The following is a 24,572-nucleotide window of genomic DNA, read 5'->3' as shown; positions in this document are numbered from 1 at the left end:
GGCAGGAAGCCATGAGGCAGATTCGCCGAAGTGGTCTGGCCACACTGTTGGTCACGGGTGGAGCGCTCGCCCTCTCGGCGGGCGCCGCGCACGCAGACGCCGGCGCCCAGGGCGCCGCGGTCGGTTCGCCGGGAGTCGGTTCCGGCAACACGCTGCAACTGCCGGTGCACGTGCCGGTCAACGTCTGCGGCAACACGGTCAACGTCGTCGGGCTGCTCAACCCGGCCGCGGGCAACAGCTGTGCCAACCGCTCCGCCGAGCGCGAGACCGGAGGCTACGGGGACGAGAGCGGCGGCGGCATCCACAAGGACCAGCCCGGCACCCCGCGCGGCGGGGAGCAGGCCGGCGGCTCCCACAGCGGCGGCTCCCACGGGGGCGGCGCCTCCAACGGCGGCGGGTCCACCGCCGAGAGCCACGCCCAGGGATCCCCCGGCGTGCTCTCCGGGAACGGCATCCAGCTGCCCGTCGACCTCCCCGTGAACATCAGCGGGAACTCGGTCAACGTCGTCGGCCTGCTCAACCCGGCCATCGGCAACACCGCGGTGAACGGCCCGGCCAAGCCCCAGCAGCCGATCGAGACGCCGACGCCCCGCCCGCAGACCCCCGTGCGGAACGTGCCGGTGCCGCAGGCCGAGACCGTGACCCCCGCCCCGCAGGCCGAGACGAGCAGGGTCTCGCTGGCCTCCACGGGCTCGGACACCATGGGCTACGCCGGTTCCGCGAGCGCCGCGCTGCTCCTCGGCGGCGCCCTGCTGTACCGCCGTGGCCGCCGCACCGGCGACCAGGCCTGACGGTCCGCCCCTCGCGGCCCGGCCGACGCGGGCTGACGCCCGAGCCGTCAGCCGTGTCCCAGGCCGCTCACGGCCCCGCCGTCCTGGCGCCAGGTCCGGAGCACCGCCTCGACGGCGGGCGCGATCCTCGTCCGGGCCTGGTGCCGGGGGACCCCCTGCATCAGCAGGGAGTCGTACGGCGTGTCGACATGCCGTACGGAGGCTCGTACCGCGGCGGTGACCGCGCCGCGGTCGAGCGAGCGGCCCGCGGCCGTGCGCCCCACCCGTCCGCTGCCCTTCGCCGAGGCGTGGACGGCGATCTCCGTGGCCCGGTCCGCCGGGATGGACGGGAAGAGCCGCAGGATCTCCGTCCGGAGGCCTTCGGTGATATCGGCGTCGCGGGCCGCGCGCCGCACCGCGTCCCGGGCCCGCCGCGCGGCCCGCGCCTCGGCGTCCGCCAGGCAGGCCCGTTCCGCCGCGGCGAGGGCGGCCTCCTCGACGAGCAGGCCCTGCCGCTCGTAGCGGGTGCGGCGCCGGTTGTGCCGTACGACCACGGCCCAGAGCGTGCTGGCCTCCCGGGCGCGGCGGGTGAGGGCGGTGTCGCCCCGGCTCAGGAAGACCAGATGGCCGAGGTCGGCGCAGTCCAGGCAGACCGGCGCGTTGAACTCGACGATCATCCGCTCCAGCGGCCCCCGGTGGCATTCCGAGCAGCGGCGGCGCTTGAGCGGTTCGACGACGACGGGCGCGACGAGGTCCACGGAGGCCCCCCGGTCAGCGGACGCCGGGAGCGGCGGCGGCGATGAACACGGCGAGCGCCTGCTTGGCCTGCTCGGAGCGGTGGGCGCGGTCCGCCTCGTCGACCGCCTCGTGCATGCAGTGGGAATCCACGAAGGCCGCCTCGGCGAGCCGTCGGACCTCCGGGTCGTCGCAGACCAACTGGACGCGGAAGAGGGCCTGCCGGGCGGCGGTGCGCTGCCGGTAGGAGGCGTGCCGGGACTCCTCCGCCTCCTCGGATCCGGGCTGTTGGCGCGCCCGGAACCAGCGGTCGTTCTGGCTGTGCCGGTAGTCGACGACGGCGCCGGCGAAGGCGCTGTAGGTCGCGATCCGTTCCTGCCGGAGCTGTTCGGTGCGGGCGAGCGCGGCCGTGCGTTCGGTGGCCCGCCCCTGGAACCAGTGGGTGAAGACGACGCCCAACAGGGTTCCCGCCACGGCTATCAGCGCCGCATCCATGACCGGCCGCCCTCCCGTTCCCCTCGGCCTTCAGACCTCCAGATCATGACAGCTGAGGGGCCGGACGTCACTGCCGGTAGCCGCTCAGGAAACGGCCGATGCGGCTGATGGCGGCGTCGAGGTCGTCGGCGTACGGCAGGGTCAGGATGCGGAAGTGGTCCGGGCGCGGCCAGTTGAAGCCGGTGCCCTGGACGACCTGGATCTTCTCCCGCAGGAGCAGGTCGAGGACGAACTTCTCGTCGTCGTGGATCCTGTGCACGGCGGGGTCGAGGCGCGGGAAGGCGTACAGGGCGCCCTTCGGCTTCACGCAGGAGACGCCCGGGATCTCGTTGAGCTTCTCCCAGGCCCGGTCGCGCTGTTCGCGCAGCCTGCCGCCCGGGGCGGTGAGCTCGTGGATCGACTGCCGGCCGCCGAGCGCGGCCTGGATGGCGTACTGGGCGGGGGCGTTGGGGCAGAGCCGCATGGAGGCCAGCATGGTGAGGCCCTCCAGGTAGTTCTTCGCGTGCTGCTTGGGGCCGGTGACGACCAGCCAGCCGGAGCGGAAGCCCGCGACCCGGTAGGTCTTGGAGAGCCCGCCGAAGGTGAGGACGACCAGGTCGGGGGCGAGGGAGGCGGCCGGGTGGTGGACGACCTCGTCGTAGACGATCTGGTCGTAGATCTCGTCGGCGAAGACCATCAGGCCGTGGCGGCGGGCGAGTTCGAAGATGCCCTCCAGGACCTCCTTCGGGTAGACGGCGCCCGTGGGGTTGTTCGGGTTGATGACGACGATGGCCTTGGTGCGGTCGGTGATCTTCGAGGCCATGTCGTCGAGGTCCGGGTACCAGTCGGCGGACTCGTCGCACAGGTAGTGCACGGGCCTGCCGCCCGCGAGCGTGACCACCGCCGTCCACAGCGGGTAGTCCGGGGCGGGGACGAGGACCTCGTCGCCGTCCTCCAGGAGGGCCTGGACGGCCATCGAGATCAGTTCGGACACGCCGTTGCCGAGGAAGACGTCGTCGACGTCCACCTCCGGCAGGCCCATGGACTGGTAGCGCTGGGCGACCGCGCGCCGGGCGGAGAGGATGCCGCGCGAGTCGGTGTAGCCGTGGGCCTTGGGGAGCATCCGGATCATGTCCTGGACGATCTCCTCGGGCGCCTCGAAGCCGAAGAGCGCCGGGTTGCCGGTGTTGAGGCGCAGGACGCTGTGGCCCGCCTCCTCGAGCGCGTTGGCGTGCTCGATGACCGGGCCGCGGATCTCGTAACAGACCTCGTTCAGCTTGCTCGACTGCCGGAACTCCATGTCCGACCTCCCAGGTCCCCGGAATCAGTGTTGCTTGGTTTTACCAAGTTCGAGCTTGGAAAGTCCAACAACATGTCTAGACTGCGTCGCATGCCACGTCAGCCACGCCGCCGCAGCTACGACCAGCACTGCGCCGCCGCGCGCGCCCTCGACCTCGTCGGCGACCGCTGGACCCTGCTCGTCGTCCGCGAACTCCTCGCCGGGCCGCGCCGCTACACCGATCTCCACGCCGACCTCCCCGGCGTCAGCACCGACATGCTCGCCGGCCGCCTCAAGGACATGGAGGGCGCCGAGCTCGTCACCCGGCGCCGACTGCCCCCGCCCGCCTCGGCGTCCGTGTACGAGCTCACCCCGCGCGGACGCGACCTGCTGCCCGTCCTGCGCACCCTCGCCGCCTGGGGCGCGCCCGACCTCGGAGAACCGCGGCCCACCGACGCCGTCCGCGCCCACTGGTACGCGATCCCGCTCCTCGGGGCACTGGCGGAGCTCGGCGCGGGGGTCGTCCAAGTGACCCTCGACGAGGGCGAGTTCCACGTACGGATCGGGGCGGACGGGGCCGTGGCCTACGGGGACGGGGCGGTGGACGCCCCCGACGCCCGGCTGCGGACCGACGCGGCGACCTGCCGGGCCCTCGCCGCGGGGGAGCTGACGCTGGGCGAGGCGGTCGAGTCGGGCCGCGCCGTGCTGGAGCGGCCCGCGCCGGTCGTCGCACCGGCCTGAGTCCGACGGCCCGCGCTCGGGACTGCGCGGTGCGGGACTGTGCGGTGCGGGCCTGCGTTCAGGACTGCGCGGTGCGGGACCGCGTTCAGGACTGTGCGGCCAGCGCCTTCGCCAGGCGGTCGCGGGCCGCCGTCTGCGCCGCGATGCGCGCGTCGATCACGGCGAGGCGCTCGCGGGCGATCTCCAGGGCGCGGGCGGACGGCGGGACCGCCGAGATGTCCCCGTCCAGGCACGTACGGAACGCCGACACGTCGTCCAGGGTGAACCCCGCGTCCAGCAGGTACCGGATGTTCGACACCCGCGCGACGGCGATCTCCTCGTACACCCGGTACCCGTTGGCCGCGCGGACCGATGTGATCAGCCCCGCCTGCTCGTAGTGCCGCAGCGCGCGGGCCGACACCCCGGTCCGCCGGGCCAGTTCGCCGATGCGCAAGGACGCCACCTCCTCGCGCAGTCGTATCACGAGACCAGCGCGCCCCCGTCGACGGGCAGGACCGTGCCGGTCAGGAAGGCGGCGTCCGGAGCGGCGAGCGAGGTGATCGCCCAGGCGACCTCCTCGGGCCTGCCGACCCGGCCCAGCGGGGTGTGCGCGAGCTGCCACGCCCGCACCGCCTTCCGCTGCTCCGGGGAGAGGCCCATGTGGTCCACGATCGGGGTCTCGATCGCGCCGGGCGCGACCGCCACGACCCGGACGCCGGCCGGGGCGAGCTCCACCGCCCAGCAGCGGGTCAGGGTCTCCAGGGCGCTCTTGGTCGCCGGGTAGAAGGAGTTGGCGGGCCAGCCGCGCTGGCCGATCGTCGTCGTCACGTTCACCACGACGCCCCGGGACTCCCGGAGCGCGGGGACGGCCGCCTGGGTGAGCAGGACGGGGGCGACGAGGTTCGTCTCCAGGAGCGGGGTCATCACGGAACGGTCGAGGGTGCCGAGCGGACCGCCGGCCGAGATCCCGGCGTTGTTGACGAGGACGTCGAGCCGGCCGTGGGCCGCAAGGGCGGCCCGGACGATCTCCTCGGCCGCGCCCTCCGCCGTGATGTCCGCGGCGAACGGGTGGATGCCCGGACGCCCTTCGGCGGTCTCCCGCAGCGGCTCCGCCCGGCGGCCGACGGCGACGACCGTCGCCCCCTGCCCGGCGAAGGAGCGGGCGGTGGCCCGGCCGATGCCGGTGCCCGCGCCCGTGACGACGACGACACTGGTGGGTGTGGTGGTGTCCATGACCCGATGGTCGAACCCTGACGCCAGTGACAGGGTCAAGCCCGGCTCAGTGCTCGGGGGAGAGGAACTCCAGCCGGTTCCCGTGGCAGTCCGCGGCGTAGAAGCGCCGGTGGCCCGGGAAGTCGTCGTCCCACGTCACCTCGGTGCCCAGGCCGGTCAGCCGCTTCGCCAGGCCGTCGAGGTCGGTGACCAGGATGCCCGGGTGGCCCTTCCGGGACGGCCGGAAGTCCTCCTCGACGCCCAGATGGATCTCCAGCGCGTCCGAGCGCACCCACAGGCCGCCGCGCGCCGCGAGCACCGGGGGCTTCTGGATCTCGGTCATGCCGAGGACGTCCACGTAGAAGCCGCGGCACACCTCCTCCTCGCCCGGCGGCAGGGAGAGCTGCACGTGGTGCAGCCCGAGGCCGAAGGGCGTCGTCGCCTCCGTGGTCTCGTAGGGCAGGGCTTCCTGACGCCGGCTCATGGGGAACCAGTCCTCTCCTCCGTGGGTGCCGTGCGGTCGCGCGGCCAGGTCACCGTACGGCCCAAGATGTCGGCCGGTACACGTCAGGGGTGGGTGCGGCAGGCAGGATGGGCGTCATGCGATACGAGGCGATCACCTGGGACCGGCTGGCGGAGACGCTCGCCGGCCACCTCGACACGTCGCCCGCCGCGGCGGGCGACGACTGGCTCAAGGTGGGCATCGACGGCCCGCCCGCCGCACCCGGGGGCGAGTTCGCCGGGCTCCTCGCCGAGGCGCTGCGCACGCGCGGGCGGGCCGTCCAGGTCGTGAGCACCGGCGGCTTCCTGCGGCCCGCTTCCCTCCGGTACGAGTACGGGAAGCAGGACCCCGACGCGTACTACAGCGGGTGGACCGACACCGGGGCCCTGTGGCGGGAGGTCTTCGGGCCGCTGGACCCCGGCGGCACCGGGCGTGTGCTGCCCGACCTGTGGGACCCGGTCACGGACCGCGCGACCCGCAGCCCCTACGTCACGCTGCCGCCGCGCGGGGTGCTCGTGCTGCACGGGACCTTCCTGCTCGGCCACTGGTTCCCCTTCGACCTCACCGTGCACCTGCGCCTCTCGCCCGGCGCCCTCGCCCGGCGCACGGAGGAGTCCTGGACCCTGCCCGCCTTCGCCCGGTACGAGATGGAGGTCGGCCCCACCGACGCGGCGGACGCCGTCGTCCGCGCCGACGACCCACGCCACCCGGCCTGGACGGGACTCCGGCCGTAGGAGGTGCGCGCTGCCGGTCAGACCGGGGCCTTCGGGAGCCTGCCGGTCAGGCGGGGTCCTTCCGGAGGTCTGCCAGGTCGGGCGGGGTCCTTCCGGAGGTCTGCCAGGTCGGGCGGGGTCCTTCCGGAGGTCTGCCAGGTCGGGACGGGCCTTCTGGGGCCTGTCGGTCAGACCGGGGCCTCCGGAGGTCTGCCGCCCACGGTGGTGACCGCCTCCGCGCCCGCGCGGCAGCCCGCCTCGGCGGCTCGCACCGCGTCCGCGCCGGCGAGCCGTGCGGCCAGGAACGCCCCGGTGAAGGCGTCGCCCGCGCCCGTGGAGTCCACCGGCCGCGCCGGGGGCGCCGCCACCCGGGCGGTGATCGCGCCGCCCTCGGCGACCAGCGCGCCCGCGGCTCCGAGCGTGACCACGACCAGGGGGAAGCGCCGGCTCAACTCCGCGGCAGCCGACTCCGGTTCGACGCGGCCGGTGAGTGAGCGGGCCTCGTCGGCGTTGGGCAGCAGCGTCTCGGCGCCCTCCGCCGCCGCGAGGAAGCGGTCCGCCCCCAGTTCTGCCAGGAACCCCGCCGAGGCCGGGTCCACACTCACGGGGACGCCCGCCTCCCGCGCGTCCCGCAGCGCCCGGCGGGCCGTCTCGCGGCTCGTCGCGGCGAAGAACAGGTACCCCGAGAGGTGCAGCCGGGCCACGCCGTCGAGGAGACCCGCGGACCAGTCGGCGGGGGAGAGGCGCAGCGCGGCGCCGCTGTCGGTCAGGAAGGTGCGCTCCGCCGAGCCGTCCACGAGCGCGATCACCGTGGCCGTCGGCGCGTCCGGGTCCGGCACGAGCAGGGGGCGCACGCCCGCCCGCCGCAGCGCCCGCTCGTGCCAGCCGGCCGCGTCCGTCCCCACCCGGCCGAGCAGCCGCACCTCGCCGAGGCCCGAACGCGCCGCCCAGCAGGCCGCGTTGGCCCCGGCGCCGCCCGGCAGGGTCCGGATCTCCGCCGCCGTGTCCGTGGCGGGGGCCAGCGGGGTCCGGTGCCGGGCGACGACGTCCGTGACCACGTCCCCGACGACCAGCAGCGCGCCCCCGGCCCGGGTCACCGGCCGTCGGCGCCGGGTATGCCCGGAGCCGCCGCGCCGCCGGGCCCCGTCCCCGACGCGTACGCTCCCGCGACGCTCGCCGCGAGCCGCACGTTGCCCCGTACCGCCGCGAGGTTGGCCTCCAGGGACGCCCCTTCCGTGTGCACCATCAGGTATTCGAGGAGGAACGGCGTCACCGCCTGCCCGGTGATCCCCTTCTCCTTCGCCGCCGCGAGGCCCCGCGCGAGCACCCGGTCGTGCAGTGCGGGATCCAGCTGCTCGGCCACCGGCACCGGGTTGGCCACGACGAGCGCGGACCGGGGGCCGTCGAGACCGTCCTGCGCCCGTATCACCCCCGCCACCTCCTCCGGCGTCCGCAGGGTCCAGTCGACGGGCTCGCCCGAGGAGGAGAGGTAGAAGCCGGGGAAGTGCTCCGTGCCGTAACCGACGACCGTCACCCCGAGGGTCTCCAGGCGCTGGAGCGTCGCGGGCACGTCCAGGATCGACTTGACCCCGGCGCACACCACGGTGATCCCGACCCGGGCGAGCAGCCGCAGGTCGGCGGACTCGTCCTGCGTCTCGCTCCACTCCCGGTGCACGCCGCCGAGCCCGCCCGTCGCGAACACCCGTATGCCGGCCGCGTCAGCGAGCCAGGCCGTCGCCGAGACCGTCGTCGCGCCGGTGGCCCCGGTCGCCAGCGCCGGGGCGAGGTCGCGGTGGCCCAGCTTCCGCACCGACGGGTCCTCCGCGATCCGGGTCAGCGCCGCTCGGTCGAGGCCGATCCTGGCCGTGCCGTCGACGACCGCGATCGTGGCGGGGACGGCACCCCCGGCCCGTACCGACTCCTCCAGCTCCGCCGCCACGGCGAGGTTGCGCGGGCGCGGCAGGCCGTGGGCGATGAGCGTCGATTCCAGCGCGACGACGGGCCGGCCCTCGTGGAGCGCCTCCCGTACCTCTTCGGACACCTGTGTGGACATGTCCCATTCCTTGGCGCGCTCACCGGCCCCGCAAACCTCGTTGGCGAGCTCCTGCCACGCGCCGGGGGCCGCCTGCGGAATCCGCGACGGGCCGACCGGCGGAGACGGCGAAGACGGCCGGGGCACCCTTGGGGCGCCGTGCCGGAGGGCCGGTGCGGATTTCGTCGCCGAAGGGGGTTCTCGGTAGCACGCCTGGTAGGAGCCGAAACGGAGGCTGTTCTTCCAGCAGGTCCCGGCCTCGGAGTGCCCCCGGACCCCCGCTACAGTCACCGCCCATGACCACTCATGACGTGCCCTCCTTCGCCGTGCACATCCCCGACGCGGAGCTCGAAGTCGAGCCCCTCGACCCCAGCCAGATCGTCTCCGGCACGCCCGAGGTGACGGGCAAGGTGCTGTGGGAGTCGGCCGACGGCAAGCAGCTGCGCGGCATCTGGCAGATCACGCCCGGCGTCGTCACCGACACCGAGGCCAACGAGCTCTTCGTGGTGGTCTCCGGGCGCGCGACCGTCGCCGTCGAGGGCGGCGACACCCTGGAGATCGGCCCCGGCGACGCCTGTGTGCTGCGGGAGGGCGACCGGACGACCTGGACCGTCCACGAGACCCTGCGCAAGGCGTACCACATCAGCCTCTGACTCCGAGCGCCTCCGGGCCCGCCCGTGCCGCGTGGTGCGGACACGGGCGGGCGACCTCCCGGTCAGGCCTTCCGGAGGGCGCTCCGCAGGGCGAGCGCGGCCATCGGCAGCAGCAGGCAGGCGGCGATCGCGTTCAGCGGTCCGTAGCCCGCCTGCGAGACGATCAGGCCCGCCATGAGGCCGCCGAGCCCGGCGGCGGTGTTCATGACGAAGTCGGAGAGCCCCTGCACGGCGGCCCGCGCGGCCTGCGGCACCGAGTCGGTGAGCAGCGCCGAACCGGACACGAGCCCCGCCGACCAGCCCAGACCGAGCAGGACGAGCCCCAGGGCGGTCCGGCCGTGGGACGGTCCCGCGGTGCCCGCGACGAGCGCCGCCGCACCGATCAGCCCGACCGCGAGCCCGATCACCGACAGCCTGCCCAGCCGGTCGGACAGCCAGCCCATCAGCGGCGAGAAGGCGTACATCCCCGCGATGTGACCACTGATCACCAGCCCGATCAGCTGGATGTCCGCGCCGTGATGGGTCAGCGCCACCGGCGTCATCGACATGATCGACACCATGGCGGTGTGCGAACCGGCGACGGTGACCAGGGCGAGCCGGGCCCGCGGGGACTTCCGCACCGCGTCCATCCCGGCCCGCAGCGAGCGGCCCTCCGCCGCCTCGCCCGGCCCGGCGTCCGCCAGCGCACGTGCGGTGAGCAGCGGATCCGGGCGCAGCAGCACGGCCACGACGGCGGCCGAGAGCACGAAGACACCGGCGGCCCAGACGAAGGGGCCGGCCGTGGCCGGAATCCCCAGGCCCGAGACGCTCCTTCCGGCGGGCGCGGCGACGTTCGGGCCGAGCACCGCGCCGATCGTGGTCGCCCACACCACCGTGGAGATGGCCCGGGCCCTGCGGTCCGGCTCGGCGAGGTCGGCGGCGGCGAAGCGGGCCGTCAGGTTCGCCGAGGACCCGGCGCCGAAGCCGACGAGCCCGACGAGCAGCAGCGGGAAGCTGTCGACGACCGCCCCGAGCACCACCACGCCGGCGCCGAGCGCCCCGAGCAGATACGCGAGGACGAGCCCCGCCCTGCGCCCCCGCGAGGCCATCAGCGCGGCCAGCGGCATGGCGAGCAGGGCCGGGCCGGCCACCGTCGCCGTCGACGCCAGACCGGACAGCGCCTCGGTGCCGCTCACGTCCCTGGCCAGGACGGCGGCGAGGGCGACGCCGATGGCGATGCCGAGGCCTCCCAGGATCTGGGTGGCGATCAGCACGGCCTGGACGCGCCGGCGGAGCGCCGGCAGCTCGGCGGGGGAGACGGGGAGGGATATGTCTTCGGGCTTGACGTCGTCAGGGGCGCGAGGGGTCTGAGTCACTTACGTGAGTGTGCCAGCCGTCCCAACTGATGGGAACGCCCCCTCCATCCACGGCGCCCGCCGGCTCCTCTTCTGCCCGCCTCCTCCTCCCACGGCGCCCGCCGGCTCCTCTCTGCCCGCCGCCTCCTCCCACGGCGCCCGCCGGTGCTCAGAACAGCGGTGTCGGCAGCACGCCCTCCAGGGCCAGCAGCTGTCGCTTCGTCTCCAGACCGCCCCCGAAGCCGCCGAGCCCGCCGTCGCTCTCCACCACCCGGTGGCACGGCACCACCACCGGCAGCGGATTGGTGCCCATCGCCGCGCCGACCGCCTGCGCCGCGCCCGGCTGCCCCACGCGCCTCGCCAGCTCCCCGTACCCGACGACCGTGCCGTACGGAACGCTCGCCGCCAGCTCGCGCAGCACCTGCCGGTTGAAGCCGGTCGTCAGGCTCCAGTCCAGCGGCAGGCCGAAGTCTCGGACCTCGCCCGCGAAGTACCGGTCGAGCCGCCGTACCGGCTCCGCGAGCCGGCCCGAGGCGCACTCCACCGGCTCGGCGCCGAGCTGCCCCGCCAGCCGGTCGAGCATCCGCTCCCGCCGCGCCGCGTCGGCGTGGAACTCGACCCGCACCAGCCCCCGCCCGGTCGCGGCGAGGAAGAGCGGCCCGATGGCGCTCTCCACGACCGTCCACTCCACCGGGACGGCCCGCTCCCCGCCGGCCGGCCCCGCACCCGCCCCCGCATCGATGTCCATGCGCCCACGGTACGGCCCGCCACCGACAATCCGGTCACGATCGGGTCCATGGCCGTCACGGAGATCACGGACCGGTCTCGCTCCGGTCTAGCGACCGGAAATTCCCCGGTCACATGGTCGCCGGGCCCCCGGCGCGCCATAATCTCGCCCCGGTAGTACTACCCAGCGGTACCGACTGTTTTCGGACGACGTCGCACCAGGGGTGGAGGACGCACGCTCATGCAGGGCACGGTCAACGGATTCAGCTACGGGCTCGTCACGCCGGTGGCCGCCTTTCTCATGGCCTGCCTCGGTGGCGCCCTCGGGCTGAGGTGCACCACCAGATCGCTGCGTCACCACGACACCTTCAAGGCGGGCTGGCTCGCCCTCGGCGCCACCTCGATCGGCACCGGCATCTGGACGATGCACTTCATCGCCATGATGGGCTTCTCCGTCGAGCGGGCGCCCCTCACCTACGACCGGCCCATCACCTTCGCCAGCCTGGGCGTCGCCGTCCTCATGGTCGGCATCGGCATCTTCATCGTCGGCTACCGCGGGGCGACCCCCCTCGCCCTGGTCACCGGCGGCACGATCACCGGCCTCGGCGTCGCCACCATGCACTACCTCGGCATGGCCGGCATGCGCCTCCAGGGCCGGATCGAGTACGACACCCTCACCGTCGCCCTCTCCGTGGTCATCGCCGTCGTGGCCGCCACCGCGGCCCTCTGGGCGGCCGTCTCCGTGCATGGATTTCTGGCCAGCCTCGGCGCGAGCCTGGTGATGGGCGGAGCCGTGAGTGGTATGCACTACACCGCCATGGCCGCCGTCAGCGTCCACCTGCACGGCACCGAGGCACAGGGCGGAACGGGCGACAACGCCACCTCGCTGCTCCTGCCCATGCTGATCGGCCCCGCGGTCTTCCTGATCCTGGCCGCCGTCGTCGTCATGTTCGACCCGCTGCTCGTGATGGGCGACCCGGACTGGCAGCGGCCCGCCGCCCGGATCCCGCACCGCCCCGGCGTGCCCGCCCCGCGCCACGTCCCGTCCTACGGCGAGCCCGCCAACTGGTCCGCCCGCCCCGCCGGCCGGACCGCCCGCAGGAGCGTCCCGCGCGGCGCTCACCGCTCCCAGGACTGGTGACGGGACAGCGGGCGAGCGGGCGGTGAGCCGATCACCGCCCGAGTGTCAGTGCCGGGTCGTACGGTGGTTGCATGCGGCCAGTTTCCAAGATCGAACGTACGGTGGCGCCCTTCGAGGTCGTCAGCGAGTACAAGCCCAGCGGCGACCAGCCGACCGCCATCGCCGACCTGGAGCGGCGCATCCGCGCGGGCGAGAAGGACGTCGTGCTCCTCGGCGCCACCGGCACCGGCAAGTCGGCGACCACCGCGTGGATGATCGAGAAGCTCCAGCGCCCCACCCTGGTGATGGCGCCGAACAAGACGCTGGCCGCCCAGCTGGCGAACGAGTTCCGCGAGCTCCTGCCGAACAACGCCGTCGAGTACTTCGTCTCGTACTACGACTACTACCAGCCCGAGGCGTACGTCCCGCAGTCGGACACCTACATCGAGAAGGACTCCTCCATCAACGAGGAGGTGGAGCGGCTCCGCCACTCCGCGACGAACTCCCTGCTCACCCGCCGGGACGTCGTCGTGGTCGCCTCCGTCTCCTGCATCTACGGCCTCGGCACGCCCCAGGAGTACGTGGACCGGATGGTCCCGCTCAAGGTCGGCGAGGAGATCGACCGCGACCAGCTGCTCCGCCGCTTCGTCGACATCCAGTACACGCGCAACGACCTCGCGTTCACCCGCGGCACCTTCCGGGTGCGCGGCGACACCATCGAGATCTTCCCGGTGTACGAGGAGCTCGCCGTCCGCATCGAGATGTTCGGCGACGAGATCGAGGCCCTCTCCACCCTCCACCCGCTCACCGGCGAGGTCATCAGCGAGGACCGCGAGCTGTACGTCTTCCCCGCCAGCCACTACGTCGCGGGCCCCGAGCGCATGGAGCGGGCCGTCAACGACATCGAGCGGGAGCTGGAGGGCCGCCTCGCCGAGCTCGACAAGCAGGGCAAGCACCTGGAGTCCCAGCGGCTGCGCATGCGCACCACGTACGACATCGAGATGATGCGGCAGATCGGCTCCTGCTCCGGCATCGAGAACTACTCGATGCACTTCGACGGCCGCGAGCCCGGCTCCGCGCCCAACACCCTCCTCGACTACTTCCCCGAGGACTTCCTCCTCGTCATCGACGAGTCGCACGTCACCGTGCCGCAGATCGGCGCCATGTACGAGGGCGACGCCTCCCGCAAGCGGACCCTGGTCGACCACGGCTTCCGGCTGCCGTCCGCCCTCGACAACCGCCCGCTCAAGTGGGAGGAGTTCCAGGAGCGGATCGGCCAGACCGTCTACCTCTCGGCGACCCCCGGGACGTACGAACTCTCGCGCGGCGACGGCTTCGTCGAGCAGATCATCCGCCCCACCGGGCTCGTCGACCCCGAGGTCGTCGTCAAGCCCACCGAGGGCCAGATCGACGACCTGGTCCACGAGATCCGGCTGCGCGCCGAGCGCGACGAGCGGGTCCTCGTCACCACCCTCACCAAGAAGATGGCCGAGGACCTCACCGACTACTTCCTGGAGCTCGGCATCCAGGTGCGCTACCTGCACAGCGACGTCGACACCCTGCGCCGCATCGAGCTGCTCCGCGAGCTGCGCGCCGGCGAGTACGACGTCCTCGTCGGCATCAACCTCCTCCGGGAGGGCCTCGACCTGCCCGAGGTGTCCCTCGTCGCCATCCTCGACGCCGACAAGCAGGGCTTCCTGCGCTCCGGGACCTCCCTCATCCAGACGATCGGCCGCGCCGCGCGCAACGTGTCGGGACAGGTCCACATGTACGCGGACCGGATCACCCCGGCCATGGAGCAGGCCATCGACGAGACCAACCGGCGCCGCGAGAAGCAGATCGCGTACAACACGGAGCGCGGCATCGACCCGCAGCCGCTCCGCAAGAAGATCAACGACATCGTCGCGACCATCGCGCGCGAGGAGCTCGACACCGAGGAACTCCTCGGCACCGGCTACCGGCAGACGAAGGAGGGCAAGGGCGCGAAGGCCCCCGTGCCCTCGCTCGCCGCGCACGGCCCCACGGCCAGGGGCAAGGGCGGCAAGGCCGGTGCGGCGGGTTCGACGGTCCAGCTCGGCGACCGGCCCGCCACCGAACTGGCCGCGATCATCGAGGAGATGACCGACCGCATGCGCGCCGCGGCGGCCGAGCTGCAGTTCGAGGTGGCGGCCCGGCTCCGTGACGAAGTGGGGGAGCTGAAGAAGGAGTTGCGCCAGATGAAGGAGGCGGGACTCGCCTGACCGGGCGGGGGCGGAGGGGCGGTCCGGTGTGTTGCAAGACCGACACAAAACCGGACCGTGCCTCCGCGCTGTCGGTGCCGCTGCGTAGGGTGCTCGACAACCGCACGCACCGGAACAGCGGTCGCGGGGAACGCCAACGAGAGGGGCAAGCGTGTCGGTCAACATGACCAAGGGCCAGGCCATCAGCCTGGAGAAGAGGGGCGGGGGCAGCCTCACCCAGGTGCGGATGGGCCTCGGCTGGCAGGCCGCGCCGCGCCGCGGTCTCTTCGGCTCGCGCACCCGGGAGATCGACCTGGACGCCTCGGCCGTCCTCTTCGCCGAGAAGCAGCCGGTCGACGTGGTCTTCTTCCGGCACCTGGTCAGCGACGACGGCTCGGTCCGGCACACCGGCGACAACCTGGTGGGCGGCGTGGGCCAGGGCGGCGACGACGAGGCGATCCTCGTGGACCTGGAGCGGGTGCCGGTCCACATCGACCAGATCGTCTTCACGGTGAACTCCTTCACCGGCCAGACCTTCCAGGAGGTGCAGAACGCCTTCTGCCGGATCGTCGACGAGACGAACGGGCAGGAGCTCGCGCGCTACACCCTCGACGGCGGCGGCAACTACACCGCGCAGATCATGGCGAAGGTGCACCGGACCGGCTCCGGCTGGCAGATGACGGCCCTGGGCAACCCGGCCAACGGCCGCACCTTCCAGGACCTGATGCCCGCGATCCTGCCGCACCTGTAGAGGGGCCCGGCAGGGCACATCCACAGCTCCCGGAGGCACCAGGCCACTGGGAGCTGTCCGCATGACCTGGGAACACCGGAAGCACCGAGGGGACAGAGACAGATGACGGCCGAGCTGGTCCGGGGGCAGAACCACCCCCTGCCCGAGACCCGACTGGAGATCCGGGTGTCGGCCGGTCACCCCGTCCTCGCCGGAGCCGTCCTCGGCGACGAACAGGGCCGGGTCGCGGGCGCGGAGTGGGTCGCGCACCCCGGCGCGCCCTCCCTGCCCGGTGTCGACGTGCCCGGACGGCCCGCCGCCGACCACCGCCTCGCCGTCGACCTGGACGCGGTCCCCGCCGCCGTCCACCGCGTCTCGGTCCTCCTCGCGCTGACCGGCACGGCCGCCCGCTTCGGGGCCCTCGCCGCCCCGTTCGTCGCCGTCACGGGCCCCGACGGCACCGAGATCGCCAGCTACACCATCACCGGCCTCGACCGGGAATCCGCCCTCGTCGCCCTGGAGCTGTACCGCCGCCAGGGCGCCTGGAAGGTCCGCGCCATGGGCCAGGGGTACGAGGGCGGGCTCGCGGCCCTGCTCGGCGACCAGGGCATGGAGCACCCGGCGGACCTCGCCGCCGCGATCCTGGCGACGGCGGCTCCGGAGGCCCCGGAGGTCGTTCCCTCGCGCGTCCCCGAGCCGGAGCGCGTACGCCACACGGCACCGCAGACCGCCCCGGACCCGGCACCGGCGACGCCCCCGCCCGCCCCGGACCCGGCACCGATGACGCCCCCGCCCACCCCGGTGGCGGGCACCGCCGCCGGGGGGCCCATCGACTACTCCCACCCCCGGCGCCGGCAGACCCCGGCTCCCGCCCCCGAGCCCCGGCAGGCGCCGCCCGTCCCGGTCGCCGGGGACGCCTCGGGCTGGTCGATGGACGAGCGGCTCTACAACCAGGTGTGGGGCATGTTCGAGGACCTGGCCCGTACCGCCGCCGCCTACCGCAGCGCCTGCGACTTCGCGGAGTCCCGGCTCGACCGGGAGCTCGACGAGACGCTCACCGACTACCGCGCCCGGGCCGGCGGCGCGAATGACGCCGCGCGGGCCGCCGCCCGCGCCCGGCACGACGAGCTCGTGGAGCGCGCCCGGGAGGCCCTGGACCGGGACCTCGCCCAGCTCGCCGCCGAGTCCGAGGTCGTCGAGCCGGCGCTGCCCGTCGCCTACGCCCGCTGGGACAACCCCGTCTGGCACGCCTACCGCGTCCCGGCCGAGGAGCCGATGGCCGTCCGCCTCGGCGACCTCCACCTCCCCGAGCGCACCGACCTGCGGATCCCCATGCTCGTCCGGCTGCCGCTGGAGCGCGGGCTGTGGGTGGACTCGGGCCGCGGCCACTCCGAGGCGGCCGGGCTCCTGGACGAGGCCGAGCTGCGGCGGCTCGCCCTGGACTGCGCGGTGGCGCACGCGGCGCGGCTGCTCGCGGCGCATCCGGCGGGCGGGTTCACCGTGCACCTCGTCGACCCGGCGGGCGCGGGCGCCGCGGCCCTGGCCCCCCTCGTGGAGACGGGGGCGGCCGCTCCGCCGGCCCGGGGCGCGGCCGGGGTCTCGGCGGTCCTGGAGCAGCTCACGGAGCGGGTCGACCTGCTGCAGATGGCCCTGCGGGGCGGGGCGGCCGACGCGCTGCCGCCCGGTCTGGACACGGCACGGCAGCTGCTGATCGTGCACGACTTCCCGCACGGTTTCGACGAGCGGGCGGTCACCCGGCTGCGCTATCTCGCCGACGAGGGGCCCTCGGTCGGCGTCCATCTGCTGATGGTCGCGGCCCGGGAGGACGCGGCCGCGTACGGGCCGCTGCTCGACCCCCTGTGGCGCTCGCTGCTGCGGCTCACCCCGGTGCCCGACGACCACCTGGCCGATCCCTGGGTCGGTCACGCCTGGTCGTACGAGCCGCCGCTCCTTCCGCCGGGCAGCGCGATCCTCCGCCAGGTCCTGACGCAGGTGGCGGCCGCTCGCCATGGAAAGCAGTCCTGACCTGGGCTTTTGGTGATCCTTTACCTTCCTCTTTACCTTCTCTTGGTTTTTCGGGTAGTCTTCTTGGCGCGGAGGGGAGTACTCCCCATGCGCGGCGTACCCGTCAGTACGGACGGATCATCATCGATCCGATCCCGGGGCGTCGGCCCGGCGGCCCGTCCGCCGCCCGGGTGGAAGAGACCTCCGGCAGCGACGACGCTGATCAGTTGCCGTACGACGCCGGAGGCGCAATGGACGTTTCGATGACCCTGTGGATCCTGACCATCCTCGGTCTGGGTGCCCTGATCGGTGCCGACTTCTTCATCGGGCGCAAGCCCCATGACGTGTCGGTGAAGGAAGCCGGGATCTGGACGGTCGTCTGGATCGTGCTCGCCGGGCTCTTCGGCCTCGGCCTGCTGGTCTTCGGCGGCAGCCAGGCGTCCGGCGAGTTCTTCGCGGGCTACATCACCGAGAAGTCGCTCAGCGTCGACAACCTCTTCGTCTTCGTCCTGATCATGGCGAAGTTCTCGGTCCCCTCCCACCTCCAGCAGCGGGTGCTGCTCGTCGGCGTGCTGATCGCCCTGGTGCTCCGCGCGATCTTCATCGCCGCCGGCGCCGCGATCATCGCGAGCTTCTCGTGGGTCTTCTACCTCTTCGGCGCGTTCCTGATCTACACCGCCTGGAAGCTCATCCAGGAGGCGCGCTCCGACGAGGAGGAGGACGACTGGGAGGAGAACCGTCTCCTCAAGACCGTCGAGAAGAAGTTCGGCGTCGCCGACCGGTACCACGGCACCAAGCTCTTCATCCGTGACAACGGCAAGCGGGTGCTGACCCCGCTGATGATCGTGATGCTCGCCATCGGCACCACGGACATCCTCTTCGCCCTCGACTCCATCCCGGCGATCTTCGGCCTCACCCAGGACCCGTACATCGTCTTCACCGCCAACGCCTTCGCCCTCATGGGTCTGCGGCAGCTGTACTTCCTGATCGGCGGCCTGCTCAAGAAGCTGGTCCACCTCAGCTACGGCCTGTCGGTGATCCTCGGCTTCATCGGCGTGAAGCTCGTGCTGCACGCACTGCACGAGTCCGGGGTGCACGTCCCCGAGATCTCCATCCCGTTCTCGCTCGCGGTCATCGGCGGCGTCCTGGCCGTCACGACCGTCACCAGCCTGATCGCCTCCAGGAAGCAGGAGCGGCGCGAGGCGGCCGAGGCGACCGTCGCGGACGAGAAGGACAGCGTCGAGGCCTGACGCCCCCGCGCGAGGCGACGGCCGACCGGGTCCACCCCGGTCGGCCGTCGCCGTGCCGTACGCCGCTCCCGCTCAGGCGGCCGCAGGCTCGGGCGCCGGCCGTCCGCTGCGGCCCGGCAAGGTCTCCGGGAGCAGGGCGAAGCAGCCGAGGCTCAGGAGGGCGATCAGGGTGAGGTAGGCGGCGACGCCCCAGGGCGGGCCCGAGCCGCCGTCGGAGAGGGTGGTGGCGACGAGGGGGGTCAGCGCGCCGCCCAGGACGCCCGCGAGGTTGTAGCCGACGGCGGCGCCCGTGCAGCGGACGCGGGGCTCGTACAGCTCCGGGAGGTACGCGGAGACCACCGCGAACATGGTGATGAAGGCCAGCATCGCGCCCAGGAAGCCGAGGAACATCAGCAGCGGCCGCGCCGTGTGCAGCAGGGCCACCATCGGGAACATCCAGAGCGCGGAGGCCGCGCATCCCGCCAGGCAGAGCGGCCGGCGGCCCCAGCGGTCGGCGAGGAGCGCCACGAGCGGGGTGACCGCGCCCTGGACCGCCACCGCCGCCATGACGCAGGTCAGCATCACCGTGCTGCTCACCCCGAGCCGCTCGGTGCCGTAGGCCAGCGCCCAGGTGGAGACCGTGTAGAAGACGGCGTACCCGACCGCGAGGGCCCCGGCCGTCAGCAGCACGAGACGCCAGTGGCCGCGGAGGATCTCGGCCAGCGGGGCGCCCGCGCGCCGCCCGGACGAGGACAGCTCCTCGAACTGCGGGGTCTCCGCGAGCGAGGAGCGCAGCAGCAGCCCGATCAGCGCGAGCAGTCCCGCCGCCCAGAACGGCACCCGCCAGCCCCAGGCGCGGAACTCCGCCTCGCTCAGCCCGGTGGTGAGCGCCAGCATCACCCCGTTCGCCAGGAGGAAGCCGACCGGCGGGCCGATCTGCGGGAAGCTCGCCCACAGCGCGCGCCGGCGCTCGGGGGCGTGCTCGGCGGTGAGCAGGACCGCCCCGCCCCACTCGCCGCCCAGGCCGAGGCCCTGGAGGAAGCGGAGGGCGAGCAGTAGGACGGGGGCGGCGATGCCGAGCGTCGCGTACGTGGGGACGCAGCCGACCGCGACCGTGGCGCAGCCCGTCAGGAGCAGCGAGGCGAAGAGGACCGGCCGCCGCCCGTACCGGTCGCCGACGTGCCCGAAGAGGACCGAGCCGAGGGGGCGGGCGAGGAATCCGACGGCGAAGGTGCCGAAGGCGGCCAGGGTCCCGGCCAGCGGCGAGAAGGTGGGGAAGAAGAGCGGCCCCAGGACGAGGGCGGCGGCGGTCCCGTAGACGAAGAAGTCGAAGAACTCGATGGCGGTGCCGACGAGCGAGGCGGCGGCGAGCCGCCCCATCGACGGGGCCGGGGGAGTCGGGGACGGCGACGGAGGGTGACTTTGGCGCATGTCGCGCCAACTACCCCGCCGCCGTCCGGGTTACGGGGGCGTACGGAGGTGCGCAGCTCGAGGGCCGCGCGCCCGGCGTCACCAGCCGCGCTCGCGCCACTCCGCGAGGTGCGGGCGCTCGTCACCGAGCGTGGTGTCCTTGCCGTGGCCGGGGTAGATCCAGGACTCGTCGGGCAGGACCGCGAAGAGCTTGGTCTCCACGTCGTGGAGGAGGCTCGCGAAGGCCTCCGGGTCCTTCCAGGTGTTGCCCACGCCGCCGGGGAAGAGGCAGTCGCCGGTGAAGACGTGGGGGTGGCCGTGCGGGTCGTCGTAGATCAGGGCGATCGAGCCCGGCGTGTGCCCGACGAGGCGGCGCGCGGTCAGCTCGACCCGGCCCACCCGGATCGTGTCGCCGTCCTCCACCAGCTCGTCGGTCCCGACCGGGATGCCCTCCGCGTCGTACGCGCCCGCGTAGGTCCGGGCGCCGGTCGCGGCGACGACCTCCCCCAGGGCCTGCCAGTGGTCGCCGTGCCGATGGGTGGTGACGACGGCGGCGATGCCGTCGTCACCGATCAGCGTGAGGAGCGTCCCGGCCTCGTTGGCCGCGTCGATCAGCAGCTGCTCGCCGGTCGCCCGGCAGCGCAGCAGATACGCGTTGTTGTCCATCGGGCCGACCGCGACCTTCGAGATCATCAGGTCCGTCAGCTCGTGCACGTCCGCCGGGCCGCCGACCTTCACCACTCCGCTGTACGTCATGGCCTCAGCCTAGACCCGGGGAGTGACAGCGGGGCTACAGCGGCGGGAGCTCCGGCAGCGGGCCGCCCTCGGTCTTCAGGGCGGAGCCGTCGCGGCGGCCGGCGAGCCAGCCGAGGAGCTCGGGGGCGGGGCCGCTCACGGTCACCCCGGAGCCCTCCGCGGAGCCGGTGGTCCAGCTGCCCGGACCGTCCGTGGCCCGGACCCGGGTCGGCGGCACGTCCGCGTGGCCCGTGAACCGCTCCGTGAGGAAGTCGATCTCGCGCTGGACGAACTCCTCCGGCAGGTCCTCCAGCTCGTGGCCGACGCCCAGGTCGACATGGTGCAGGGCCACCTCCACCCAGCGCCGGAAGGGGATCCGGGAGGCGCTGTCGGTGACCCCGTTGCGGAGCTCGACCGTGCGGCTCCAGTCGGCGGGCTCCGCGCCCACGGCCTGGAAGCGGTCGGCGCTCTCGCGCAGGTCGGAGAGGTGGACGTCGAGCGGGCGGGCGGAGTCGCGCTCGATGTCGGCGTCCCGGGTCGCGGCGTCCGCGTACATGGGACGGCCCTGGAGGACGTTCACCAGGGCGTCGGCGTTGCGGGCCACGTGGGCGAGGACGTGGCCGCGGGTCCAGCCCGGGAGCCGTGACGGCTCGGCCGTCGCCGCGTTGTCCAGGGAAGAGGCGGCGGCGAGGAGACGGTCGGTCGCCTCGCGCACGGAAGCAAGGTCGAGTTCGTGGTCGATCATGGCGCCGACCCTAGCGCCGCCACTCGTTCGGGTGAAGCAGTCTCGGGACGGCCGAAAATCGAATGTGCGTGCTATAGGCTCGACAGAAGCATCAGGCATCCTTGGTTGTCGGGTACTCAGGCACATCCCAGGCACATCCGCTCTCTCAAGAAAGGTGCGGACCGGCGTGGCCGACCGTCTCATCGTCCGTGGCGCTCGCGAGCACAACCTCAAGAACGTCTCGCTCGACCTCCCGCGTGACTCCCTCATCGTCTTCACCGGGCTCTCGGGGTCGGGCAAGTCCTCCCTCGCGTTCGACACGATCTTCGCCGAGGGGCAGCGCCGGTACGTCGAGTCGCTCTCCTCGTACGCCCGGCAGTTCCTCGGCCAGATGGACAAGCCGGACGTCGACTTCATCGAGGGGCTCTCGCCCGCCGTCTCCATCGACCAGAAGTCGACCTCGCGCAACCCGCGCTCGACGGTCGGCACCATCACGGAGGTCTACGACTACCTCCGCCTGCTCTTCGCCCGCATCGGCAAGCCGCACTGTCCCGAGTGCCGCCGCCCCATCTCCCGCCAGTCGCCGCAGGCCATCGTCGACAAGGTCCTGGAGCTCCCCGAGGGCAGCCGCTTCCAGGTGCTCTCCCCGCTGGTGCGCGAGCGGAAGGGCGAGTTCGTCGACCTCTTCGCCGACCTCCAGACCAAGGGCTACAGCCGCGCCCGCGTCGACGGCGTGACCATCCAGCTCAGCGAGCCGCCGACGCTGAAGAAGCAGGAGAAGCACACGATCGAGGTGGTCGTCGACCGCCTCACGGTGAAGGACAGCGCCAAGCGCCGGCTCACCGACTCCGTCGAGACCGCGCTCGGGCTCTCCGGCGGCATGGTCGTGCTCGACTTCGTCGACCTCGCCGAGGACGACCCCGAGCGCGAGAAGATGTACTCGGAGCACCTCTACTGCCCGTACGACGACCTGTCCTTCGAGGAGCTGGAGCCGCGCTCCTTCTCCTTCAACTCGCCCTTCGGCGCCTGCCCCGACTGCACCGGCATCGGCACCCGCATGGAGGTCGACCCGGAGCTGATCGTCCCGGACGAGGAGAAGTCCCTCGACGAGGGCGCCATCCACCCCTGGTCGCACGGCCACACCAAGGAGTACTTCGGCCGGCTCATCGGCGGACTCTCCCAGGCCCTCGGCTTCCGCACGGACATCCCGTACGCCGGGCTGCCGCAGCGCGCCAAGAAGGCCCTGATGCACGGCCACAAGACCCAGGTCGAGGTCCGCTACCGGAACCGGTACGGACGCGAGCGGGCGTACACCACCCCCGCCTTCGAGGGCGCCGTCTCCTTCGTCAAGCGGCGCCACACCGAGGCCGAGAGCGACTCCAGCCGCGAGCGCTTCGAGGGCTACATGCGCGAGGTGCCCTGCCCCACCTGCGAGGGCACGCGCCTCAAGCCGATCGTCCTCGCGGTCACGGTCATGGAGAAGTCCATCGCCGAGGTCTCCGCGATGTCGATCAGCGACTGCGCCGAGTTCCTCTCCCGCCTCACGCTCAACGCCCGCGACAAGAAGATCGCCGAGCGGGTCCTCAAGGAGGTCAACGAGCGGCTGCGCTTCCTCGTCGACGTCGGCCTCGACTACCTCTCGCTCAACCGGGCGGCGGGCACGCTCTCCGGCGGCGAGGCCCAGCGCATCCGGCTCGCCACCCAGATCGGCTCCGGCCTGGTCGGCGTGCTGTACGTGCTCGACGAGCCGTCCATCGGCCTCCACCAGCGCGACAACCACCGGCTCATCGAGACCCTGGTCCGGCTCCGGGACATGGGCAACACGCTCATCGTCGTCGAGCACGACGAGGACACCATCAAGGTCGCCGACTGGGTCGTCGACATCGGCCCCGGCGCCGGCGAGCACGGCGGCAAGGTCGTCCACTCCGGCTCCCTGAAGGAGCTCCTCGCCAACGAGGAGTCGATGACCGGGCAGTACCTGTCCGGCCGCCGGTCGATCGCCACCCCGGACGCCCGCCGCCCGGCGGACCCCGGACGGGCGCTCACCGTGCACGGTGCCCGCGAGAACAACCTGCGGGACATCGACGTCTCCTTCCCGCTGGGCGTCCTCACCGCCGTCACCGGTGTCTCCGGCTCCGGAAAGTCGACCCTGGTCAACGACATCCTCTACACCCACCTGGCGCGCGAGCTGAACGGCGCCAAGTCGGTGCCCGGACGGCACACGCGCGTGGACGGCGACGAGCTCGTCGACAAGGTCGTGCACGTCGACCAGTCCCCGATCGGCCGCACCCCGCGGTCGAACCCGGCGACGTACACCGGCGTCTTCGACCACGTCCGCAAGCTCTTCGCCGAGACGATGGAGGCCAAGGTCCGGGGCTACCTGCCCGGCCGCTTCTCCTTCAACGTCAAGGGCGGCCGCTGCGAGAACTGCTCCGGCGACGGCACGATCAAGATCGAGATGAACTTCCTCCCGGACGTCTACGTCCCGTGCGAGGTCTGCCACGGCGACCGGTACAACCGGGAGACCCTGGAGGTCCACTACAAGGGCAAGTCCATCGCCGAGGTCCTGAACATGCCGATCGAGGAGGCCCTCGACTTCTTCGAGGCCGTCCCGACCATCGCCCGGCACCTGCGCACGCTCAACGAGGTCGGACTCGGCTACGTCCGCCTCGGCCAGTCCGCGCCGACGCTCTCCGGCGGCGAGGCGCAGCGCGTCAAGCTCGCCTCCGAGCTCCAGAAGCGCTCGACGGGCCGCACGGTCTACGTCCTCGACGAGCCGACCACCGGTCTCCACTTCGAGGACATCTCGAAGCTGATCAAGGTCCTGTCCAACCTGGTCGACAAGGGCAACTCGGTGATCGTCATCGAGCACAACCTCGATGTCATCAAGACCGCGGACTGGGTCATCGACATGGGCCCCGAGGGCGGCAGCGGCGGCGGTCTGGTGATCGCCGAGGGCACGCCGGAGGCGGTCGCCTCCGTCCCGGAGAGCCACACCGGCAAGTTCCTCCGGGAGATCCTCGGCGCCGACCGGATCAGCGACGCCGCCGGGGCGATCCCGGCGGCCCGCGGGACGAAGAAGACGGCGGCGAAGAAGGCCCCCGCCAAGAAGGCCGCCGCCAAGGTCGCGGCCCCCGCGAAGAAGGCCGCGGCGAAGAAGACCGCCGCGAAGAAGACGACGGCCCGGGCGACCGGCAAGTCCTGACGGCCGCCGAGGCGTGACGGCCGGCAAGGCCTCGCCGGCCGCTGAG

General features: G+C 72.9%; 23 protein-coding genes. 10 read left to right on the top strand and 13 right to left on the bottom strand.

Features of this window, described 5'->3' with window-relative positions; genetic code table 11:
* Window positions 1-11 precede the first annotated feature (11 nt).
* Window positions 12-791, top strand: coding sequence for a chaplin (locus tag ACFYUS_RS20155; protein WP_388853506.1), 780 nt, complete (start codon window positions 12-14; stop codon window positions 789-791).
* 47 nt (window positions 792-838) lie between these two features.
* Here ACFYUS_RS20155 and ACFYUS_RS20150 read toward each other — a convergent pair whose 3' ends face one another.
* The 3 genes from ACFYUS_RS20150 to ACFYUS_RS20140 form a co-directional block, all read right to left on the bottom strand.
* Complete coding sequence (locus ACFYUS_RS20150) at window positions 839-1,528, bottom strand: DUF2293 domain-containing protein (protein ID WP_388853503.1); 690 nt, start codon at window positions 1,526-1,528, stop codon at window positions 839-841.
* A gap of 13 nt (window positions 1,529-1,541) precedes the next feature.
* Entirely contained in the window at window positions 1,542-2,000 is a 459-nt protein-coding gene (locus ACFYUS_RS20145) for a hypothetical protein (protein ID WP_388853501.1), read from the bottom strand.
* Window positions 2,001-2,067: 67 nt separating this feature from the next.
* Window positions 2,068-3,279, bottom strand: a complete 1,212-nt coding sequence (locus ACFYUS_RS20140; protein ID WP_388853498.1) for a pyridoxal phosphate-dependent aminotransferase — start codon at window positions 3,277-3,279, stop codon at window positions 2,068-2,070.
* Between the two features lie 90 nt (window positions 3,280-3,369).
* On the opposite strand from ACFYUS_RS20140, the gene ACFYUS_RS20135 reads away from it, so the two are divergent.
* The gene (locus tag ACFYUS_RS20135; RefSeq protein WP_388853495.1) at window positions 3,370-3,999 is read left to right on the top strand and encodes a winged helix-turn-helix transcriptional regulator; all 630 of its coding nucleotides are present in this window, start codon (window positions 3,370-3,372) and stop codon (window positions 3,997-3,999) included.
* 85 nt (window positions 4,000-4,084) lie between these two features.
* Here the strand turns inward: ACFYUS_RS20135 and ACFYUS_RS20130 are convergent, their stop codons facing one another.
* The 3 genes from ACFYUS_RS20130 to ACFYUS_RS20120 are packed head-to-tail and all read right to left on the bottom strand — an operon-like array spanning window position 4,085 to window position 5,674.
* Window positions 4,085-4,432, bottom strand: a complete 348-nt coding sequence (locus ACFYUS_RS20130; RefSeq protein ID WP_388854131.1) for a MerR family transcriptional regulator — start codon at window positions 4,430-4,432, stop codon at window positions 4,085-4,087.
* 26 nt (window positions 4,433-4,458) lie between these two features.
* Entirely contained in the window at window positions 4,459-5,211 is a 753-nt protein-coding gene (locus tag ACFYUS_RS20125) for an SDR family NAD(P)-dependent oxidoreductase (RefSeq protein ID WP_388853492.1), read from the bottom strand.
* Window positions 5,212-5,257: 46 nt separating this feature from the next.
* Window positions 5,258-5,674: a glyoxalase gene (locus ACFYUS_RS20120; RefSeq protein ID WP_388853489.1), complete on the bottom strand. Its 417-nt coding sequence runs from the start codon at window positions 5,672-5,674 to the stop codon at window positions 5,258-5,260.
* Window positions 5,675-5,790: 116 nt separating this feature from the next.
* Here ACFYUS_RS20120 and ACFYUS_RS20115 point away from each other — a divergent pair, with 116 nt between their 5' ends.
* Window positions 5,791-6,426, top strand: a complete 636-nt coding sequence (locus tag ACFYUS_RS20115; protein ID WP_388853486.1) for a uridine kinase — start codon at window positions 5,791-5,793, stop codon at window positions 6,424-6,426.
* Window positions 6,427-6,593: 167 nt separating this feature from the next.
* On the opposite strand, the gene ACFYUS_RS20110 is transcribed toward ACFYUS_RS20115, so the two are convergent.
* Window positions 6,594-7,502: a carbohydrate kinase family protein gene (locus ACFYUS_RS20110; protein WP_388853483.1), complete on the bottom strand. Its 909-nt coding sequence runs from the start codon at window positions 7,500-7,502 to the stop codon at window positions 6,594-6,596.
* A complete protein-coding gene (locus tag ACFYUS_RS20105) occupies window positions 7,499-8,458 on the bottom strand; it encodes a pseudouridine-5'-phosphate glycosidase (protein WP_388853480.1) in 960 nt (319 codons plus the stop codon). The genes ACFYUS_RS20110 and ACFYUS_RS20105 overlap by 4 nt, the downstream gene beginning before the upstream one ends.
* A 275-nt stretch (window positions 8,459-8,733) precedes the next feature.
* Here ACFYUS_RS20105 and ACFYUS_RS20100 point away from each other — a divergent pair, with 275 nt between their 5' ends.
* Window positions 8,734-9,090: a cupin domain-containing protein gene (locus ACFYUS_RS20100; RefSeq protein ID WP_388853477.1), complete on the top strand. Its 357-nt coding sequence runs from the start codon at window positions 8,734-8,736 to the stop codon at window positions 9,088-9,090.
* Window positions 9,091-9,152: 62 nt separating this feature from the next.
* Here the strand turns inward: ACFYUS_RS20100 and ACFYUS_RS20095 are convergent, their stop codons facing one another.
* Together ACFYUS_RS20095 and ACFYUS_RS20090 are read right to left on the bottom strand one after the other, a co-directional pair.
* Complete coding sequence (locus ACFYUS_RS20095; protein ID WP_388853474.1) at window positions 9,153-10,445, bottom strand: MFS transporter; 1,293 nt, start codon at window positions 10,443-10,445, stop codon at window positions 9,153-9,155.
* Between the two features lie 148 nt (window positions 10,446-10,593).
* Entirely contained in the window at window positions 10,594-11,172 is a 579-nt protein-coding gene (locus tag ACFYUS_RS20090) for a methylated-DNA--[protein]-cysteine S-methyltransferase (protein WP_388853471.1), read from the bottom strand.
* Window positions 11,173-11,391: 219 nt separating this feature from the next.
* On the opposite strand from ACFYUS_RS20090, the gene ACFYUS_RS20085 reads away from it, so the two are divergent.
* The 5 genes from ACFYUS_RS20085 to ACFYUS_RS20065 all read left to right on the top strand — a co-directional run bounded on the left by ACFYUS_RS20085 (window position 11,392) and on the right by ACFYUS_RS20065 (window position 18,473).
* Window positions 11,392-12,291 carry an MHYT domain-containing protein gene (locus ACFYUS_RS20085; RefSeq protein ID WP_388853468.1) on the top strand — a complete coding sequence of 300 codons (900 nt, stop codon included), beginning with the start codon at window positions 11,392-11,394 and terminating at the stop codon, window positions 12,289-12,291.
* Window positions 12,292-12,362: 71 nt separating this feature from the next.
* A complete protein-coding gene (gene uvrB, locus ACFYUS_RS20080; RefSeq protein WP_388853465.1) occupies window positions 12,363-14,510 on the top strand; it encodes an excinuclease ABC subunit UvrB in 2,148 nt (715 codons plus the stop codon).
* A 151-nt stretch (window positions 14,511-14,661) separates the two neighbouring features.
* On the top strand, window positions 14,662-15,240 hold the full coding sequence (locus ACFYUS_RS20075; protein ID WP_388853462.1) for a TerD family protein: 579 nt from the start codon (window positions 14,662-14,664) through the stop codon (window positions 15,238-15,240).
* A 102-nt stretch (window positions 15,241-15,342) separates the two neighbouring features.
* A complete protein-coding gene (locus ACFYUS_RS20070; RefSeq protein WP_388853459.1) occupies window positions 15,343-17,244 on the top strand; it encodes a TerD family protein in 1,902 nt (633 codons plus the stop codon).
* A 230-nt stretch (window positions 17,245-17,474) separates the two neighbouring features.
* Complete coding sequence (locus ACFYUS_RS20065; protein WP_388853456.1) at window positions 17,475-18,473, top strand: TerC/Alx family metal homeostasis membrane protein; 999 nt, start codon at window positions 17,475-17,477, stop codon at window positions 18,471-18,473.
* 72 nt (window positions 18,474-18,545) lie between these two features.
* Here ACFYUS_RS20065 and ACFYUS_RS20060 read toward each other — a convergent pair whose 3' ends face one another.
* From ACFYUS_RS20060 to ACFYUS_RS20050, 3 genes are all read right to left on the bottom strand, one after another.
* On the bottom strand, window positions 18,546-19,832 hold the full coding sequence (locus ACFYUS_RS20060; protein WP_388853453.1) for an MFS transporter: 1,287 nt from the start codon (window positions 19,830-19,832) through the stop codon (window positions 18,546-18,548).
* A gap of 129 nt (window positions 19,833-19,961) precedes the next feature.
* Complete coding sequence (locus ACFYUS_RS20055; RefSeq protein WP_388853450.1) at window positions 19,962-20,618, bottom strand: MBL fold metallo-hydrolase; 657 nt, start codon at window positions 20,616-20,618, stop codon at window positions 19,962-19,964.
* 34 nt (window positions 20,619-20,652) lie between these two features.
* Entirely contained in the window at window positions 20,653-21,342 is a 690-nt protein-coding gene (locus tag ACFYUS_RS20050; protein ID WP_388853447.1) for a maleylpyruvate isomerase family mycothiol-dependent enzyme, read from the bottom strand.
* Between the two features lie 166 nt (window positions 21,343-21,508).
* Between ACFYUS_RS20050 and uvrA the strand changes: the two genes are divergently transcribed.
* Window positions 21,509-24,526, top strand: a complete 3,018-nt coding sequence (uvrA, locus tag ACFYUS_RS20045; RefSeq protein WP_388853443.1) for an excinuclease ABC subunit UvrA — start codon at window positions 21,509-21,511, stop codon at window positions 24,524-24,526.
* The last annotated feature ends 46 nt before the right edge of the window (window positions 24,527-24,572 follow it).

Origin of the sequence: Streptomyces sp. NPDC004284, assembly GCF_042874035.1 — a bacterium.
Lineage (GTDB): Bacteria > Actinomycetota > Actinomycetes > Streptomycetales > Streptomycetaceae > Streptomyces.
The sequence above is the reverse complement of the archived record's forward strand: the minus strand, read 5'-3'. Positions and strand labels throughout refer to the sequence as shown.

Excerpts from the sequence above, each read along its gene's own strand:
- ACFYUS_RS20065 (WP_388853456.1), top strand. The coding sequence starts at position 17,475 with ATGGACGTTTCGATGACCCTGTGGATCCTGACCATCCTCGGTCTGGGT.
- ACFYUS_RS20145 (WP_388853501.1), bottom strand. The coding sequence starts at position 2,000 with ATGGATGCGGCGCTGATAGCCGTGGCGGGAACCCTGTTGGGCGTCGTC.
- uvrB (WP_388853465.1), top strand. The coding sequence starts at position 12,363 with ATGCGGCCAGTTTCCAAGATCGAACGTACGGTGGCGCCCTTCGAGGTC.
- ACFYUS_RS20115 (WP_388853486.1), top strand. The coding sequence starts at position 5,791 with ATGCGATACGAGGCGATCACCTGGGACCGGCTGGCGGAGACGCTCGCC.
- ACFYUS_RS20105 (WP_388853480.1), bottom strand. The coding sequence starts at position 8,458 with ATGTCCACACAGGTGTCCGAAGAGGTACGGGAGGCGCTCCACGAGGGC.
- ACFYUS_RS20060 (WP_388853453.1), bottom strand. The coding sequence starts at position 19,832 with ATGGGGCGGCTCGCCGCCGCCTCGCTCGTCGGCACCGCCATCGAGTTC.
- ACFYUS_RS20090 (WP_388853471.1), bottom strand. The coding sequence starts at position 11,172 with ATGGACATCGATGCGGGGGCGGGTGCGGGGCCGGCCGGCGGGGAGCGG.
- ACFYUS_RS20100 (WP_388853477.1), top strand. The coding sequence starts at position 8,734 with ATGACCACTCATGACGTGCCCTCCTTCGCCGTGCACATCCCCGACGCG.
- ACFYUS_RS20135 (WP_388853495.1), top strand. The coding sequence starts at position 3,370 with ATGCCACGTCAGCCACGCCGCCGCAGCTACGACCAGCACTGCGCCGCC.
- ACFYUS_RS20125 (WP_388853492.1), bottom strand. The coding sequence starts at position 5,211 with ATGGACACCACCACACCCACCAGTGTCGTCGTCGTCACGGGCGCGGGC.
- ACFYUS_RS20120 (WP_388853489.1), bottom strand. The coding sequence starts at position 5,674 with ATGAGCCGGCGTCAGGAAGCCCTGCCCTACGAGACCACGGAGGCGACG.
- ACFYUS_RS20055 (WP_388853450.1), bottom strand. The coding sequence starts at position 20,618 with ATGACGTACAGCGGAGTGGTGAAGGTCGGCGGCCCGGCGGACGTGCAC.
- ACFYUS_RS20155 (WP_388853506.1), top strand. The coding sequence starts at position 12 with ATGAGGCAGATTCGCCGAAGTGGTCTGGCCACACTGTTGGTCACGGGT.
- ACFYUS_RS20050 (WP_388853447.1), bottom strand. The coding sequence starts at position 21,342 with ATGATCGACCACGAACTCGACCTTGCTTCCGTGCGCGAGGCGACCGAC.
- ACFYUS_RS20085 (WP_388853468.1), top strand. The coding sequence starts at position 11,392 with ATGCAGGGCACGGTCAACGGATTCAGCTACGGGCTCGTCACGCCGGTG.
- ACFYUS_RS20140 (WP_388853498.1), bottom strand. The coding sequence starts at position 3,279 with ATGGAGTTCCGGCAGTCGAGCAAGCTGAACGAGGTCTGTTACGAGATC.
- ACFYUS_RS20070 (WP_388853459.1), top strand. The coding sequence starts at position 15,343 with ATGACGGCCGAGCTGGTCCGGGGGCAGAACCACCCCCTGCCCGAGACC.